Origin of the sequence: Bacillus sp. AFS001701, from assembly GCF_002559405.1 — a bacterium.
Classification (GTDB): domain Bacteria; phylum Bacillota; class Bacilli; order Bacillales; family Bacillaceae_G; genus Gottfriedia.
Window position 1 is genome coordinate 1 of record NZ_NTZO01000600.1, and the last position, 13,148, is coordinate 13,148.

Sequence of the window (13,148 nt, forward strand, 5' to 3'; positions counted from 1 at the left end):
ATGGCAGGATAGTTGCATAAAAATTGTTAAATATTAAAGGGGATTAATCCTAAAATGTAGTATTAAGTTTGTATTAAATTAAGGGGGAGTTAGAATATGTATCAATATTTTAATGGCTTAGTAATTAGGGAAGGTACTGAAGGAGTACCAGCTGATTATGTTGAAGCCCTTTTTGAAGATGCTGGATGGGCTAGGAATACTCCATCTTGGCAGAAGGAAAAGTTTACAAAATTGTTAGAAGAGGTGTGAGCAAACCAATCACCTTGCGGAAGCTTTTGAACACAAAGTTCTACTAGTTTTTTACCTATACCTTTACCACGATAATCTGAAAACACAACCAAATCCATAGAGAAATGTTCTAATCAGTCATAAAGCTAGAGTTGCTATCATTGAAGTATGAACAAACTTGATAGTACTAAACAAGGACAAGGAGTGGAGTTATGAAATTTCTGCTTACATCTGGAGGCATCAATAACAAAAGCATACAGGACGCACTGGTTGACATGTTGGGCAAGCCAATTGCTGACTCCAACGCCCTGTGCATCCCTACTGCGATGTATGGACACCCTTGGGTTGGCCCTGGCGTCAAAGCCTGGCAGTTCATCAGTGGAAAAGAAGAGAATCCTATGGTCAGCCTCGGTTGGAAGTCAGTCGGCGTTTTGGAGCTCACAGCGCTGCCAAGCATCGACGAAAACCGCTGGAAACCACTGGTTCAGGAGACAGATGTACTGCTTGTGTCAGGCGGCGACGCCCTTTACCTTTGCCATTGGATGCGTCAATCCGGGCTGGCAGAGCTTTTACCGTCACTGAACTCAGTCTATGTGGGAATGAGTGCTGGGAGCATGGTGATGGCACCTAACATAGGGGAATACTTCGTTGGCTGGACTTCACCAAACGGTGGCGATGAAACACTGAGCCTGGTTGATTTTTCAATCTTTCCGCACCTGGATCACGAGATGCTGCCGGGAAACACCCTTGCTGCCGCAGAGAGATGGGCAGCCGGGATGCAGGGGCCGTCGTATGCGATTGATGATCAAACCGCCCTCAAAGTAATCGACGGAGAGGTTGAAGTTGTCTCCGAAGGACATTGGAAACTGTTTTCGCCCTGATTCTACTCCTCAGGAAATTGTTGCTAAATTAATATTGAATTTGATTGAAGCTCATTCTATCTCAAGTTTGGATGGGCTTTATTAAGAAATCATCACCTATTGCAAATAACGTATGCTTAAGGTGAACAACAAGATCGGCTGAAAAGTCGATTTTTTTAATGGACTAACTGGGGATAGTTGCATAAGAAATGATAGAATAAAGTCATAAAAAGAATTAGAAATTAGGTGCAAACGATGAAAATGTATACTTGTTCATGTTGTGGCTTTAAGACGCTTTCAGAAGGAGAAGGAAGTTTTGAAATCTGCAATGTTTGTTCTTGGCAAGAAGATAGTGTAATGGAAGATAAACCAGATAGATGTGGTGGTGCTAATAAGGTAAGTTTAAGGCAGGCGCAAAGAAACTTATATCATTTGGGGCTAGTGAGAAAAGATTTATAGGTAAATTTGTTAGAGAGTTTTTTGAGAAAGATACTTTATGGAAACCAGTGTGGGAAAAGGAAGGAACTCACAATGAGTAAGCATTTTAAGTAAAATCAAATTCTATTGAACTAAAACAGTGCATTAGTTGATGATCAAGGCAGCCATTGGTTGCTTTTATTTATGTATTTGACATTTTAATTGACCTAGAAATATTATATTTACTTTTTAGAATTTTAAACATAGGGGGAAAAAATGGGTTTAGAGCACGAATTTTATCTTGTACCTGACACAGTTGATCTTCAAGAGCTTTGGAGACTGAGAGATAATAACAATGTAATTGATAGAGTTATAATACATGATGATATTATCCAATATATAATGGACTCATTAGACTGGATTCCAAGTATTAATCCTTCAACAAGTAAAAATAGAAACAGAAGAGGGATTAACTACTATGGAATAACCCTTTTTGAACAGCAATCTTCAGAGATGATAATAGCAATTTTTACTTCATGGAGAAACTTATTTATTAATGGACCTAAAGTACTGAAACTTAGAGGTAATTTTGTATTTGGAGAAAATGATGAGGATGGAGAATACGAAAAGCTCATCATTAATAGGGACGAACTATTAATAAAGATAGAAAAAATGATATCAATGGCGGAAAAATTATCTAAAGGTAATTTATATTTATATCATTTGGGTATTTAATTAGAAAATCATTTAATCGCTTATTGAATTATCGCTGCTTTAGTTGAGGATCATGAGCTTATAATATGCGGCTTTTTTATTCAATAAAATAGTTTACTTGCAAAAGAATTATTTTAAATTCTGTAATTATATTTTAAAAAAGAAAAGTTGGTCAATTGGCTTCTTTGTCTTATCGGTAGTTATAATTTTAGTTGCAGCACAAAGCTTTTACTTATCACAACTACATATGGAATAAAAAGTAGTGCAGTAAATTATCCAACTAACACAGTACAGTGCATTAGTTCGAAAAGAGTCCTAAAGGTTGTCTAATTTGACAGCCTCTTTTTTATTTCAAAAATCAACAATTTACTTTAACAGAGCCATTTAAAAAAAGCAATTAACCCAAGTGGAAAATTGATTATTTTTTATGTAATTGTTGGATTATTGTTCACATTTATTTACATAATAAGTGTGTTATGATTGTTCTAAGTTTTGTAATAGAAGTAGGAGAACTAGTTTGAAATCTAAACAAAAAATAATTCCATCATTATCATCAAATTCAGTCTATCTTGGTTTATTGTTAGCGTTAGTAGGTGGATTTTTAGATGGGTATACTTTTATAAGCAGAGACGGTGTATTTGCCAATGCACAAACTGGAAATCTTGTTCTACTAGCAATCAATCTATCTTATGGAAATTGGAAAAGCTCTGTGGATTATATTCTACCTATTATAGCCTTTATTCTAGGGGTATTAGTTGCTGAATCTGTTAAACATCCACGTTTAAGAGAACTATTATACAGCTATAGACGTTCAATTCTCTTATTAGAATGTAGTGTATTATTGATTGTAGGATTATTACCTAGTAGTGTACCTAATATAGTTGTAACAGTTTGCATCTCCTTTGTCTCATCATTACAAATTTCAACCTTCACTCATTTAGATAAATGGACATACAATTCAACGATGACAACCGGTAATATTAGAATTGCTTCACAGGCAGCATATACAGCTTTTGTAAATCATGACAAAGAAGCAAAAACAAAATTTAAAGAGTTTTTAGTTATTATCCTTTCCTTTTCATTTGGCGCATTGTTTGGGAGTCTTTCCACAAAATATATTGGGAATCAAGCTGTTTGGATTGCTGCAGGAGTATTAATAGTAGCGATAATCTTATATCATAAAGACAAAGGTTATTTTAGAAAGAAACTCCATTAAATTAAACAATGAGCCCTTTTTAGCGGCTCATTTTATTAATCTTATTTGAAAAACTGAATGAAACAAACAATAATAAGTGCAAATAAAATAGAAGGTAACATATTTCCAATTTTTATTTTTATTAAACCTAATGAATTCAAACCAAGTGCAATTAATAAAATTCCTCCTGTACCTGAGATTTCAGCAATAATTGAATTTAATAAATGCTGTGTTACTAGATTCGGTACAAATGAGGCAAAAATGGCAATGAATCCTTGATAGATTAAAACCGGTACAGCAGAGAATAACACGCCAATGCCAAGAGTCGAAGTTAAAATGATTGATAAAAAACCGTCCATCATTGATTTTGTATATAAAATTTCATGATTATGACGAAGTCCACTATCTAGTGCTCCGAGTATAGCCATCGCGACAACACAGAATAATAAAGTCGATGTAACAAATCCTTTAGAAATGGAACCTTCGTTTTCAGAATGAAATTTACTTTCGATAAATAGACCTAATTTATCTAATTTACTTTCGATATCTAACCATTCTCCTACAACCGCACCTAGCGATAAGCTAAAAACGACGATTAGAACTTGATTTGTTTTCATAGCTAAAGTAAATCCTATGACTATAATTACGAGAGAAATTGACTGAGTTACTAGGTTTTTCATTCGATCTGGAATTCTTTTAATAAACAAACCTAGTAAAGAGCCTAAAATAATAGCTGCTGCATTAACAAATGATCCGAGTAGTACCATGATTATCCCCTTTAACTTGCATATAATTAATCTATTTTTAAGACTATTTTTCCGATATTTAAATTGTTCTCCATTCGAGTATGCGCTTCATTCACTTCATGCCAACTATACACTGTGTCGATAATCGGTTTTATTTTCTTATTCGTAAAAAGTGGTAAGACATTTTTTTTGAATTGATTTGTTAAATAGATTTTTTGCTCAAGTGTTTGTGAACGCAAAGTACTCCCGATAATGGAAATTCTCTTTGTCAAAAGAGGTAATAAGTTCACATCGTTCACTTTAACTCCACCCATTGTACCAATCAAAATGATCCTTCCATTAGTATTTAATGATTGTAGGTTTTGATGGAAATAGGATGCACCAATAAAATCTAAAATGACGTCTACACCTACATGATCAGTAACTTTTTCGACTACAGATAGAAAATCTTCATTTTTATAGTTAATCACATGATTAGCACCTATATCAGTACAAGCTTCAAGTTTCGTTTCACTCCCAGCAGTAACAATTGAACTAGAACCGAATTCTCTTGCAAGCTGAATTGCAGCGGTCCCAACACCACTAGCTCCGGCATGAATTAATACAGTTTCATTTTCTTTTAATCTACCTAATTCAAATAAATTTAGGTAAGCTGTCAAAAACACTTCAGGTATAGCCGCAGCCTCTTCGAACGACAAATGATCTGGAATAGAAATTGCCAAATCTGAAGGAATGGAAACATACTGCGCATAACCTCCGCCTGGCAATAAGCTACAAACACGATCTCCAACTTTCCAATTTGTAACATTAGCCCCAACCTGTTCAACAATACCGGCCATCTCTAAACCTAAAATCGGTGATGCGCCTTTAGGTACAGGGTACTTACCATGTTTTTGAAGTAAGTCAGCTCGATTAATAGCCGTAGAATGAACTTTAACAAGTAGTTCATTCTCACCTAAAACAGGCATCTGATAAACGTCAATAAATAAATGCTTTGATTCATCAATTTGAACTGCCTTCATTCTAAAAACCTACCTTTAATTAATTTAATTCTTATCATACTATATAACTAATCGAAAGAATATTTTAAAAACTCGGATTGATGAAGTTTGTAGATTTTCTTAACATAATTCCTTACTCATTCTATTTAAAGCAATTTTAAGGAAAATAATTTTAAAAAAAACTCCGAACTATAATCTGTTTTTTAGTGTATATAGAGTAAATGGTGAAAGGAGGAGAACTGGCGCCAATTGACAAAGAACGTTTAGAAGAATTGTTTAATAACCACTCGTCATTGGTGTATCGTACTGCTTACTTTTTAACAAAATCAAACGTAATGGCAGATGATATTACCCAAGAGACGTTCATTCGTATCATAAAAAAATTCCATCTGTTTGATCAAACAAAAGCAATTGAACCTTGGATTTATCGAATGACCGTAAATATCACCCGCAATATGATACGTAAACAAAAAATTAAGAAACTTTTCGGCATTCAGTATGATGTTCTAACTGAAAATGAAGTTGTACAATCGATTTTACAAAATGAAATGGAAGATCATCTTTGGAAAGAGATAAACTTATTACCGCAGAAGAGTAAGGAAGTGATTGTTCTTCATTATTATTTAGAACTTAAATTAGATGAAGTGGCGGACTCTTTAAATATTCCGATCGGTACATGTAAATCAAGGCTTAATTACGCGCTGACAAAATTAAGAAATCGTTTATCGAAAAACGAACTGTTTAAAGTAGAACAAAAACTGAAAAGGGGAGAACTTAAAGGTGGAAAACAATCCTATTTCTGACATTAAACAGACTCTTCAAGAGAATTTAGATCAACATAACCCTTCCGTCACATATGATCAAATATGGAATAAAGCGAATTCCAATTGGGGGTATATTCGAAAATCGTTTGTTTCAGTTGGGATTCTTTTGTTTCTGGCTATTACCATTTTTATTAATTCACCTATTAAAAACGCACTAAAGGAAGACCTAGGTATTACAAAAGAATATACTTCTTCGGATTCCGGTATTGGACTATTAATTGTAAACGGGGCTCAATATCGGTTTGAAGGAATTATACATAATAAGGAATTTATACTAAAAGACCAAGTTGGTGAAGTCAAAGAAGTGATTAAAAAAAATACGATTCCGAAAGCCAATTTTTCGTCTAATATGTTAAAGGTAGGCGATAAAATTTATTTAACGAATGTGGACTCAAAAGTCATGATTGTAAAACAAGAGGACGGAACAATCTTAAAGTTTTTAAAAACTGAAAAATGATTGAAATTGAAGTCATAAATAAAGAAAGATTTATACGCCAATTTGAAAAGAGGGAGTGTCTAAAATGTCAAAATGGTTAAGTGCAGCTGTACTTTTTTTCTTTCTCATTCTCACTGGATGCTCAGCATTAAATGGTTTGAAAGGTAATAAGCCTCCAAAAACAATGGTTCAAGTAGAAAATCAAACATATGATACGAAGTTAGGTTCTTATTGTTGGATTACGAAAGGAAACGGGGAATGTGCTGATACAGCTGGACCGGTCGATCTATTAGAGGGGAAAAAGCCGATTGAAGTAAAACCTGGCGAAAACGTTAAAATTATAATGAATTATAATCCTAAACCAAATGAAATTCACTTAACTCAAGTAAATAATGGTAAGGAAAGTGAAATATTATTAGTGAAGAATCAATTTTCAGCACCTATTAATAAAGGAGTATATTATTATTCATATGGAGTATGGTGGATAGATAAAAAAGATGAGCACTTATCACATGGCGATGCCTCTTATGTTTTTGCTTTAGAAGTAAAATAAGAATGTTTTTCGATAGAATAAGAAAGGGAAATGTTTTGAAAAAAATGTTCAAAACATTCCCTTAATTGATTACTGATTTATTCTTCTGTAGGATTCTTTGGTCCATCAAGATCTAATTGATAAAAGGACAAGTCAAGCCATCTATTAAATTTATAACCTGCCTTTTTAATTGTGCCTGAATAGACAAATCCGAAGTTTTTGTGCATGGCAATACTTTTTTCATTATCTGCATCAATTCCGGCAATTAATGTCATATACTCTCTTTCTTTGGCAATAGAGATTAATTCTTTCATTAAAGAAGTGGCAATACCCTTTTTCCTGTATTCACTATTTACATAAACTGAATGCTCAATCGAATATTTATAGGCTGGCCAAGCTCTAAAAGGACCGAATGTAGCGAATCCAACGACTTTTTGATAAAGTTCGAAGACTAGTATTGGAAACCCTTCATCCATCTTTTGTTCATACCAAATTTGTCTGCTTTCAAGCGTTTGTGGTTTATATGTATAAACTGCAGTTGTATTAAGAATGGCATCGTTATAAATCTCTAAAATGTCCTTTAAATCCTTTTGAGTAGCTTCCCTAATCATTTTTTTATTTCCCCCATATTTAATTTGTAATCTCTTCTTATTTTAGAACTTTTTATACAAATCGTAAAATTGAAATTTATATTTGTTTGCTATAGATTGGTTTTTCATATTTTAATATACCAATTTATATTTGTTCATAACTTGTATTATAAACCTCGTTTCCTTAGTAAACTATCTTTCCATAGTGTGAAATAGAGGATATTCATTTATCGAATATCCTCTATTTTATTATTTGACATGATTGTTCAAGAAGGAATCTAATCTATTTTCGTTGAATTAGTTACAAATGATTTTTCAGACCGATGTGGAAACTGCTTGGAAGAGAATTGTTTAGGCAGTTGGTAAGCATCAAAGTTTAATAGATTTAGATTAAAATAAAGAAATTAGTACATAGGAGTAAATAAGTTATTGAATAATTCTCTTCCTAGTGTGATTTATATTTATCGAACACTTTTTTATTAGAAGAACTTAAGCAGTTGGATTTTTCTAAAGGTAAGTTTAAAGGAGAGAGGAAGTAAAAATGAATCAATCCTATTTTTATTTAAAACTAGAAACACATCAATTACATATGTCTTATAAAAATGAAAAACGTCGCGTGCGTGTTTTATTGCCGAAAAATTATGAAGAAGACAAGGATAAAAATTATCCAGTTGTCTATATGCATGATGGTCAAAATATTTTCTATAGTAGCGAATCTTATAGCGGGTATTCATGGAAAGTGATTCCGGCAATTAAACTAAACCCCGATTTACCAAAGATGATAGTTGTTGGGATCGATAACGGTGGACAAGATCGAATTAATGAATATACGCCTTGGAAAATTACTGAAAGCCCACTTCCTGAAGATTATGAACTAGGTGGGAAAGGCGTGGAATTTGCTAATTTTGTCATGACAGTCGTGAAGCCTTTTATCGATAAGCAATATCGAACAAAACCGGATAAATATCATACAGCGGTGATTGGTAGTTCGCTAGGAGGAAATATTTCTGCTTTTATGGGTGTTGAATATAAGGATCAAATTGGTGGTTTAGGTATTTTTTCTTTAGCCAATTGGATTACAAGTAAATCATTTGATCATTATATTACTAGTCAAGAGTTGGATCCTGAACAACGAGTGTATATTCAAGTTGGTACTCAGGAAGGCGATGATACCGATCGTCAATTCATGTATGGAAATATGAAGCAGGCATATATCGATTGCTCGCTTAAGTATTATAAACAACTGATAAAAGGCTCTGTTCCAATTGATAGTATTTGTTTAAATATTTATGCAGATGAAGTACATGATGAAAAAGCTTGGTCAAAACACTTACCAGAATGTTTACGTTTCTTAAGTGAGAAATGGTCTTAAATCTAACTGATTAATGATATTTGACTTAAATTAGATAACTATTACTTTTTATAAAGGAGCAATATTATGAATTATATTTTGATTTCTCCATATTATCCAGAGAATTTTCAGGCATTTGCTCATCGTTTGAAAGCCGCAGGTGTTAATGTACTAGGTATTGGTGAAGAGCCATATGACCAATTAGGTTCCAAATTACAAAACTCTTTAACAGAATATTATCGTGTGAATAATTTAGAAGATCTAGATGAAGTGAAACGTGCTGTTGCATTTTTATTTTATAAACATGGTCCGATTGAGCGTATTGAATCTAATAACGAATACTGGCTAGAACTTGATGCGCAGTTGCGTGAACAATTTAATGTATATGGAAATAAACCGAGTGACTTGAAAAAAGTTAAATATAAATCTGAAATGAAAAAGCTGTTTAAAAAAGCAGGTGTACCTGTTGTAGATGGAAAAGTCGTTAAAACTAAAAAAGAGTTAACTAAAGCCATTGATGAATTAGGACTGCCAGTTATTGCTAAACCAGATAATGGTGTTGGTTCAGCTGCAACCTTTAAATTATGTTCAGAAGAGGCTGTACGCCATTTTGAAGAAGTATGGGATGAAGCGCAAGTGTACTTCATTGAACCATATGTCGAAGGAGGCGTGCTTTGTACATTTGATGGTTTAGTTGATCAAAAAGGGAATATTGTTTTCCAAACAAGCTTTACATATAATGTACCAACTCTAGAACTTGTTAAGGGTCAGTTGGATTTAGCTTATATTATTCAAAAAGAAATTGATCCAAAGCTTGAATACTATGGTAAATCAATTGTAAAAGCTTTTGGGATGAAGGAACGCTTTTTCCATATTGAGTTTTTTAAATTAGAAGATGGGGATTATGTTGCACTTGAATATAATAACCGCTTAGCTGGCGGCTACACGATAGATATGTACAATTTCGCATACTCCATTGATTTATTTGATCAGTATGCTTCTATTGTAACAGGTGGAGAAATTAAGAAGCCCAATGCAAAAAACCAGTATTGTGTCGGTATAACACAGCGTGATGCCTATGAGTATAACCACGATACGAATGCTATTTATGAACGATTTGGCGATCGTGTGAAGTTTGAAAAGCGTATTCCAGATGCTTTTGCAGAATTACAAGGAAATCAATTTTATGCGATTAATGCAGATTCACAGGAAGAAGTCGATGAAATCATTCATTTTGTACATGAACGAAAAAATTGCAGCGTTGTAAACGTATAAGGATAGGAGATTTTTCTATGAATATAGAACATTTAAGCCATTGGAGCGGGGAATTAGGACGCGAAATGCAGTTGAACAGATATGGACACAGTGGCATGCCAATCCTAGTTTTTCCTTCATCTGGGGGGACGCATTTTGAATACAATAATTTTGGAATGATTGATGTGTGTCATGACTTTATTGAATCCGGAAAAGTTCAATTTTTTACACTCTCTACCATAGATAGCGAAAGTTGGCTACACGACTCAAAATCGGTACATGACCGTGCATTAGCTCATGAAGCATATGATCGTTATGTGGTTTCAGAAGCTATACCGTTTATTAAACATAAAACAGGTTGGTTTGATCCAATGATGACAACGGGTTGTAGTATGGGGGCATATCATGCGTTGAACTTTTTCCTTAGACATCCGGATGTCTTCCAAACAACCGTCGCACTTAGTGGTGTTTACGATGTACGTTTCTTTTTTGGAGACTACGGAAATGATCCGCTTGTATACGAAAATTCACCAAGCGATTACATATGGAATCAAAATGACGGCTGGTTTATAGATCGATACCGTTCAGCAGATATTATAATTTGTACCGGGCTAGGTGATTGGGAACAAGACGGACTGCCTTCATACTTTACATTAAAAGAAGCCTTTGAAGAAAAACAAATTAAAGCATGGTTTGATGAGTGGGGCGAAGATGTTTCACATGACTGGGTTTGGTGGCGAAAACAAATGCCGTATTATTTAGGGGAATTATTTAAATAAAAAATTATAAAAACTTCAGTACTGTTGAATGTTAAGGATTTTTCATATTAAAAGTAGAAATACGGTGGCGATAATAATTTTTAGGTAACTGGTTCTCTTTTCGGAGGTAAAGTAATTTTAATGTGATGAAATAACACTGTTTTAGCAAGTTAATTAACAAGTTAAATAACAGAAAAAAGCATTGAGATGTCTCAATGCTTTTTTAAATTAGGTCAAAATCGGCTCCTTCTGGATACAAAGCGACATATTCCTCGACTTCGGGATTTAAATATGCAAGCTTTACTCCTTCAAGTAGGTTGTTATTCTTTAGTTCTTCTAAGATTGTTTGTGTTGCCTTTTTAACATCTACAACATAGTTGACAATATTAGTTGTACCACTACCTATATCCCCGCCATCGCATAAACCGTTGCCCGTCCAACCTAAACATTCATTCATTAAATCCTCAACCTGATGTCGCTTTTCAAGAGCTGCTTCCATCTGGCTTTCTTTATAGTTGTATTGAATTACAAGCTCGAATAGTTCATCTTCATCTATATAATCGTAGCCCTCATTAGCTTTTTCTTCTGCTAATTCATCCATCAATTTTTCTGCCTTTTGAAATAGTGATAGTTTCATTTCCTCAGTCTTACCAGTATCTCCAACAATACCGTAATGAATTATTAGTGTTTTACCATCTTGCCAGACTTCCCAATACAAAGCCTCATTATTAACCTGATTAATCATCTTAATCAATCGCAACACCACCTATTATTTTATCTTAGATAGATTATATCATTTATTATAAAAATCTTGTCTGCATTCAATGGCTATTAATCCTTTAATAAAATCGAATATATTTTAATATTCATTTTCGCTATAAAAATAGCACATATATAAACTGACAATAATTATTGTTCATTTATTGTTTTCTCTCTCAAAGGAGGACCGTTATTTTAAGGTAGCTCTTTTTATATTTTAATAGTAAGGTTGCTAAGTAATGAACTTACACTAAAGCAAGCTAGAGTTGTACATCATTGAGGAGGGAAATATGGATCAAACAAATGTAATGACGTATTTTGAGATAAAAGGCGATGACTTTCCGATAGATTATGTAAATGAATTACTAGGGATTAATCCAACATATTCTTTTTTTAAAGGCGAAGAAATTAAACGAACAAAAAATCCTAAAATAATCTCAACAAAGAGACGGGTTAGAACATGTACAAGTTGGCAATTATGATGAGTACCATATTTTATAATTTTCTTATACTACTAAACTGTCGCTAGTTAAATAATAAAAGCAACTAGATTATTGGAACCTTTCTTTCACTAACGCCATTGATGAATTCCTGTAGATTGTTATTTTTCGAGTTTTAAAAAAATCAAGCTCTAGTTATGAGTATAGACACCAATCTAACTCTTAACGATAAGAGAACCCAAATATGAAGTTAGCTTGCCTAACTCAAGATTAGTGAGACTTACAGCAAGCTATTTTCCAATTTCTAATTGGTGTATAATAGTGTGAAGAAATTGTATTTTAACGGGGTGGTAATGAAAATGAAGATTTTGTTTGATGAAACTTATACTTCCAATGAAGGAAAGAGAACAAGCAGGAATATTTGGTATGGGGATGCTGATTTAACTGTTGAAAGTGAATATGGAAAAATCATTAATCTTAATGAAGATTTTATGGAGAATTTATGCGGAATAATAAAAAATGACTTATCTAAAAATGCTGTAAATAAGGCTACTGAAACGAACTGGTATTTTTATGGAAGTGGTGTAACTCAGGACACTATTGGGGACAATAACCGTCCGACAATTATGGTTCGTGAAAGATCTGACGAATTTATAACTAATTTTAATATCAGTGACCATGATTTTGCTTTAAATATCGATGCTATTCTGCTGTTTAAGGCGGATTTTGAAAAACGCTTAGCTAGCCATTGAGGAGCTATATCAGTATTAAATTTACATACTATTCGAGGGGAATGATTTCATAATGAAATCATTCTCCTTTTTCATCTGGTGAGTCTTTTTTGTGGAGGAAAAGAACATCTAATAGGTACAGATTATGAATAATTTCACTTAAATTCAATGAAAATTCAACAATATTTTAACTCATTAGATAGGTTGTGTTAATTTAATAAACAGTATGAACTAGTGTATGATAAGTAAATTACTATAAAAGTTTAAACTTTCTATAGTCATAATAAAGGAGCATTTATTTGTTAAAATGAT

General features: G+C 33.2%; 16 protein-coding genes and 2 pseudogenes. 13 read left to right on the forward strand and 5 right to left on the reverse strand.

The window, feature by feature from the left end; genetic code table 11:
* The first annotated feature begins 96 nt into the window (after window positions 1-96).
* On the forward strand, window positions 97-249 hold the full coding sequence (locus tag CN514_RS23735) for a hypothetical protein (RefSeq protein WP_435817655.1): 153 nt from the start codon (window positions 97-99) through the stop codon (window positions 247-249).
* Here the strand turns inward: CN514_RS23735 and CN514_RS23740 are convergent.
* A pseudogene (locus tag CN514_RS23740) lies at window positions 210-347 on the reverse strand (GNAT family N-acetyltransferase); the annotation flags it as partial. The gene CN514_RS23735 and the pseudogene CN514_RS23740 sit on opposite strands and share 40 nt — an antisense overlap.
* A gap of 93 nt (window positions 348-440) precedes the next feature.
* Here CN514_RS23740 and CN514_RS23745 point away from each other — a divergent pair.
* From CN514_RS23745 to CN514_RS23760, 4 genes and pseudogenes are all read left to right on the forward strand, one after another.
* Entirely contained in the window at window positions 441-1,109 is a 669-nt protein-coding gene (locus CN514_RS23745) for a Type 1 glutamine amidotransferase-like domain-containing protein (RefSeq protein ID WP_098234680.1), read from the forward strand.
* 234 nt (window positions 1,110-1,343) lie between these two features.
* Window positions 1,344-1,627: pseudogene (locus CN514_RS23750) on the forward strand (CPCC family cysteine-rich protein).
* A gap of 154 nt (window positions 1,628-1,781) precedes the next feature.
* Window positions 1,782-2,240, forward strand: a complete 459-nt coding sequence (locus tag CN514_RS23755) for a hypothetical protein (protein WP_098234681.1) — start codon at window positions 1,782-1,784, stop codon at window positions 2,238-2,240.
* 496 nt (window positions 2,241-2,736) lie between these two features.
* Window positions 2,737-3,435, forward strand: coding sequence for a YoaK family protein (locus CN514_RS23760; protein ID WP_098234682.1), 699 nt, complete (start codon window positions 2,737-2,739; stop codon window positions 3,433-3,435).
* 41 nt (window positions 3,436-3,476) lie between these two features.
* Here CN514_RS23760 and CN514_RS23765 read toward each other — a convergent pair whose 3' ends face one another.
* On the reverse strand, window positions 3,477-4,181 hold the full coding sequence (locus CN514_RS23765) for a DUF554 domain-containing protein (RefSeq protein WP_098234683.1): 705 nt from the start codon (window positions 4,179-4,181) through the stop codon (window positions 3,477-3,479).
* A 26-nt stretch (window positions 4,182-4,207) separates the two neighbouring features.
* Entirely contained in the window at window positions 4,208-5,182 is a 975-nt protein-coding gene (locus CN514_RS23770) for an NAD(P)H-quinone oxidoreductase (protein WP_098234684.1), read from the reverse strand.
* A 203-nt stretch (window positions 5,183-5,385) separates the two neighbouring features.
* Between CN514_RS23770 and CN514_RS23775 the strand changes: the two genes are divergently transcribed.
* The 3 genes from CN514_RS23775 (at window position 5,386) to CN514_RS23785 (ending at window position 6,974) form a co-directional block, all read left to right on the forward strand.
* Window positions 5,386-5,964 (forward strand): RNA polymerase sigma factor, encoded by a 579-nt coding sequence (locus tag CN514_RS23775; RefSeq protein ID WP_286141815.1) that lies wholly within the window; start codon window positions 5,386-5,388, stop codon window positions 5,962-5,964.
* Window positions 5,942-6,442 (forward strand): hypothetical protein, encoded by a 501-nt coding sequence (locus CN514_RS23780; RefSeq protein ID WP_098234686.1) that lies wholly within the window; start codon window positions 5,942-5,944, stop codon window positions 6,440-6,442. The genes CN514_RS23775 and CN514_RS23780 overlap by 23 nt, the downstream gene beginning before the upstream one ends.
* A gap of 64 nt (window positions 6,443-6,506) precedes the next feature.
* Window positions 6,507-6,974: a hypothetical protein gene (locus tag CN514_RS23785; protein WP_098234687.1), complete on the forward strand. Its 468-nt coding sequence runs from the start codon at window positions 6,507-6,509 to the stop codon at window positions 6,972-6,974.
* Between the two features lie 77 nt (window positions 6,975-7,051).
* Here CN514_RS23785 and CN514_RS23790 read toward each other — a convergent pair whose 3' ends face one another.
* Window positions 7,052-7,564: a GNAT family N-acetyltransferase gene (locus CN514_RS23790; RefSeq protein WP_098234688.1), complete on the reverse strand. Its 513-nt coding sequence runs from the start codon at window positions 7,562-7,564 to the stop codon at window positions 7,052-7,054.
* Between the two features lie 520 nt (window positions 7,565-8,084).
* On the opposite strand from CN514_RS23790, the gene CN514_RS23795 reads away from it, so the two are divergent.
* The 3 genes from CN514_RS23795 (at window position 8,085) to CN514_RS23805 (ending at window position 10,927) form a co-directional block, all read left to right on the forward strand.
* Window positions 8,085-8,915 (forward strand): alpha/beta hydrolase, encoded by an 831-nt coding sequence (locus CN514_RS23795; protein ID WP_098234689.1) that lies wholly within the window; start codon window positions 8,085-8,087, stop codon window positions 8,913-8,915.
* A gap of 66 nt (window positions 8,916-8,981) precedes the next feature.
* Window positions 8,982-10,169 (forward strand): ATP-grasp domain-containing protein, encoded by a 1,188-nt coding sequence (locus CN514_RS23800; protein ID WP_098234690.1) that lies wholly within the window; start codon window positions 8,982-8,984, stop codon window positions 10,167-10,169.
* Window positions 10,170-10,186: 17 nt separating this feature from the next.
* Entirely contained in the window at window positions 10,187-10,927 is a 741-nt protein-coding gene (locus CN514_RS23805) for an esterase family protein (RefSeq protein ID WP_098234691.1), read from the forward strand.
* Window positions 10,928-11,129: 202 nt separating this feature from the next.
* Here the strand turns inward: CN514_RS23805 and CN514_RS23810 are convergent, their stop codons facing one another.
* Entirely contained in the window at window positions 11,130-11,660 is a 531-nt protein-coding gene (locus CN514_RS23810; protein ID WP_098234692.1) for a WGR domain-containing protein, read from the reverse strand.
* A gap of 295 nt (window positions 11,661-11,955) precedes the next feature.
* Here CN514_RS23810 and CN514_RS23815 point away from each other — a divergent pair, with 295 nt between their 5' ends.
* Together CN514_RS23815 and CN514_RS23820 are read left to right on the forward strand one after the other, a co-directional pair.
* The gene (locus CN514_RS23815) at window positions 11,956-12,147 is read left to right on the forward strand and encodes a DUF4279 domain-containing protein (protein ID WP_098234693.1); all 192 of its coding nucleotides are present in this window, start codon (window positions 11,956-11,958) and stop codon (window positions 12,145-12,147) included.
* Between the two features lie 311 nt (window positions 12,148-12,458).
* A complete protein-coding gene (locus CN514_RS23820; protein WP_286141816.1) occupies window positions 12,459-12,857 on the forward strand; it encodes a hypothetical protein in 399 nt (132 codons plus the stop codon).
* The last annotated feature ends 291 nt before the right edge of the window (window positions 12,858-13,148 follow it).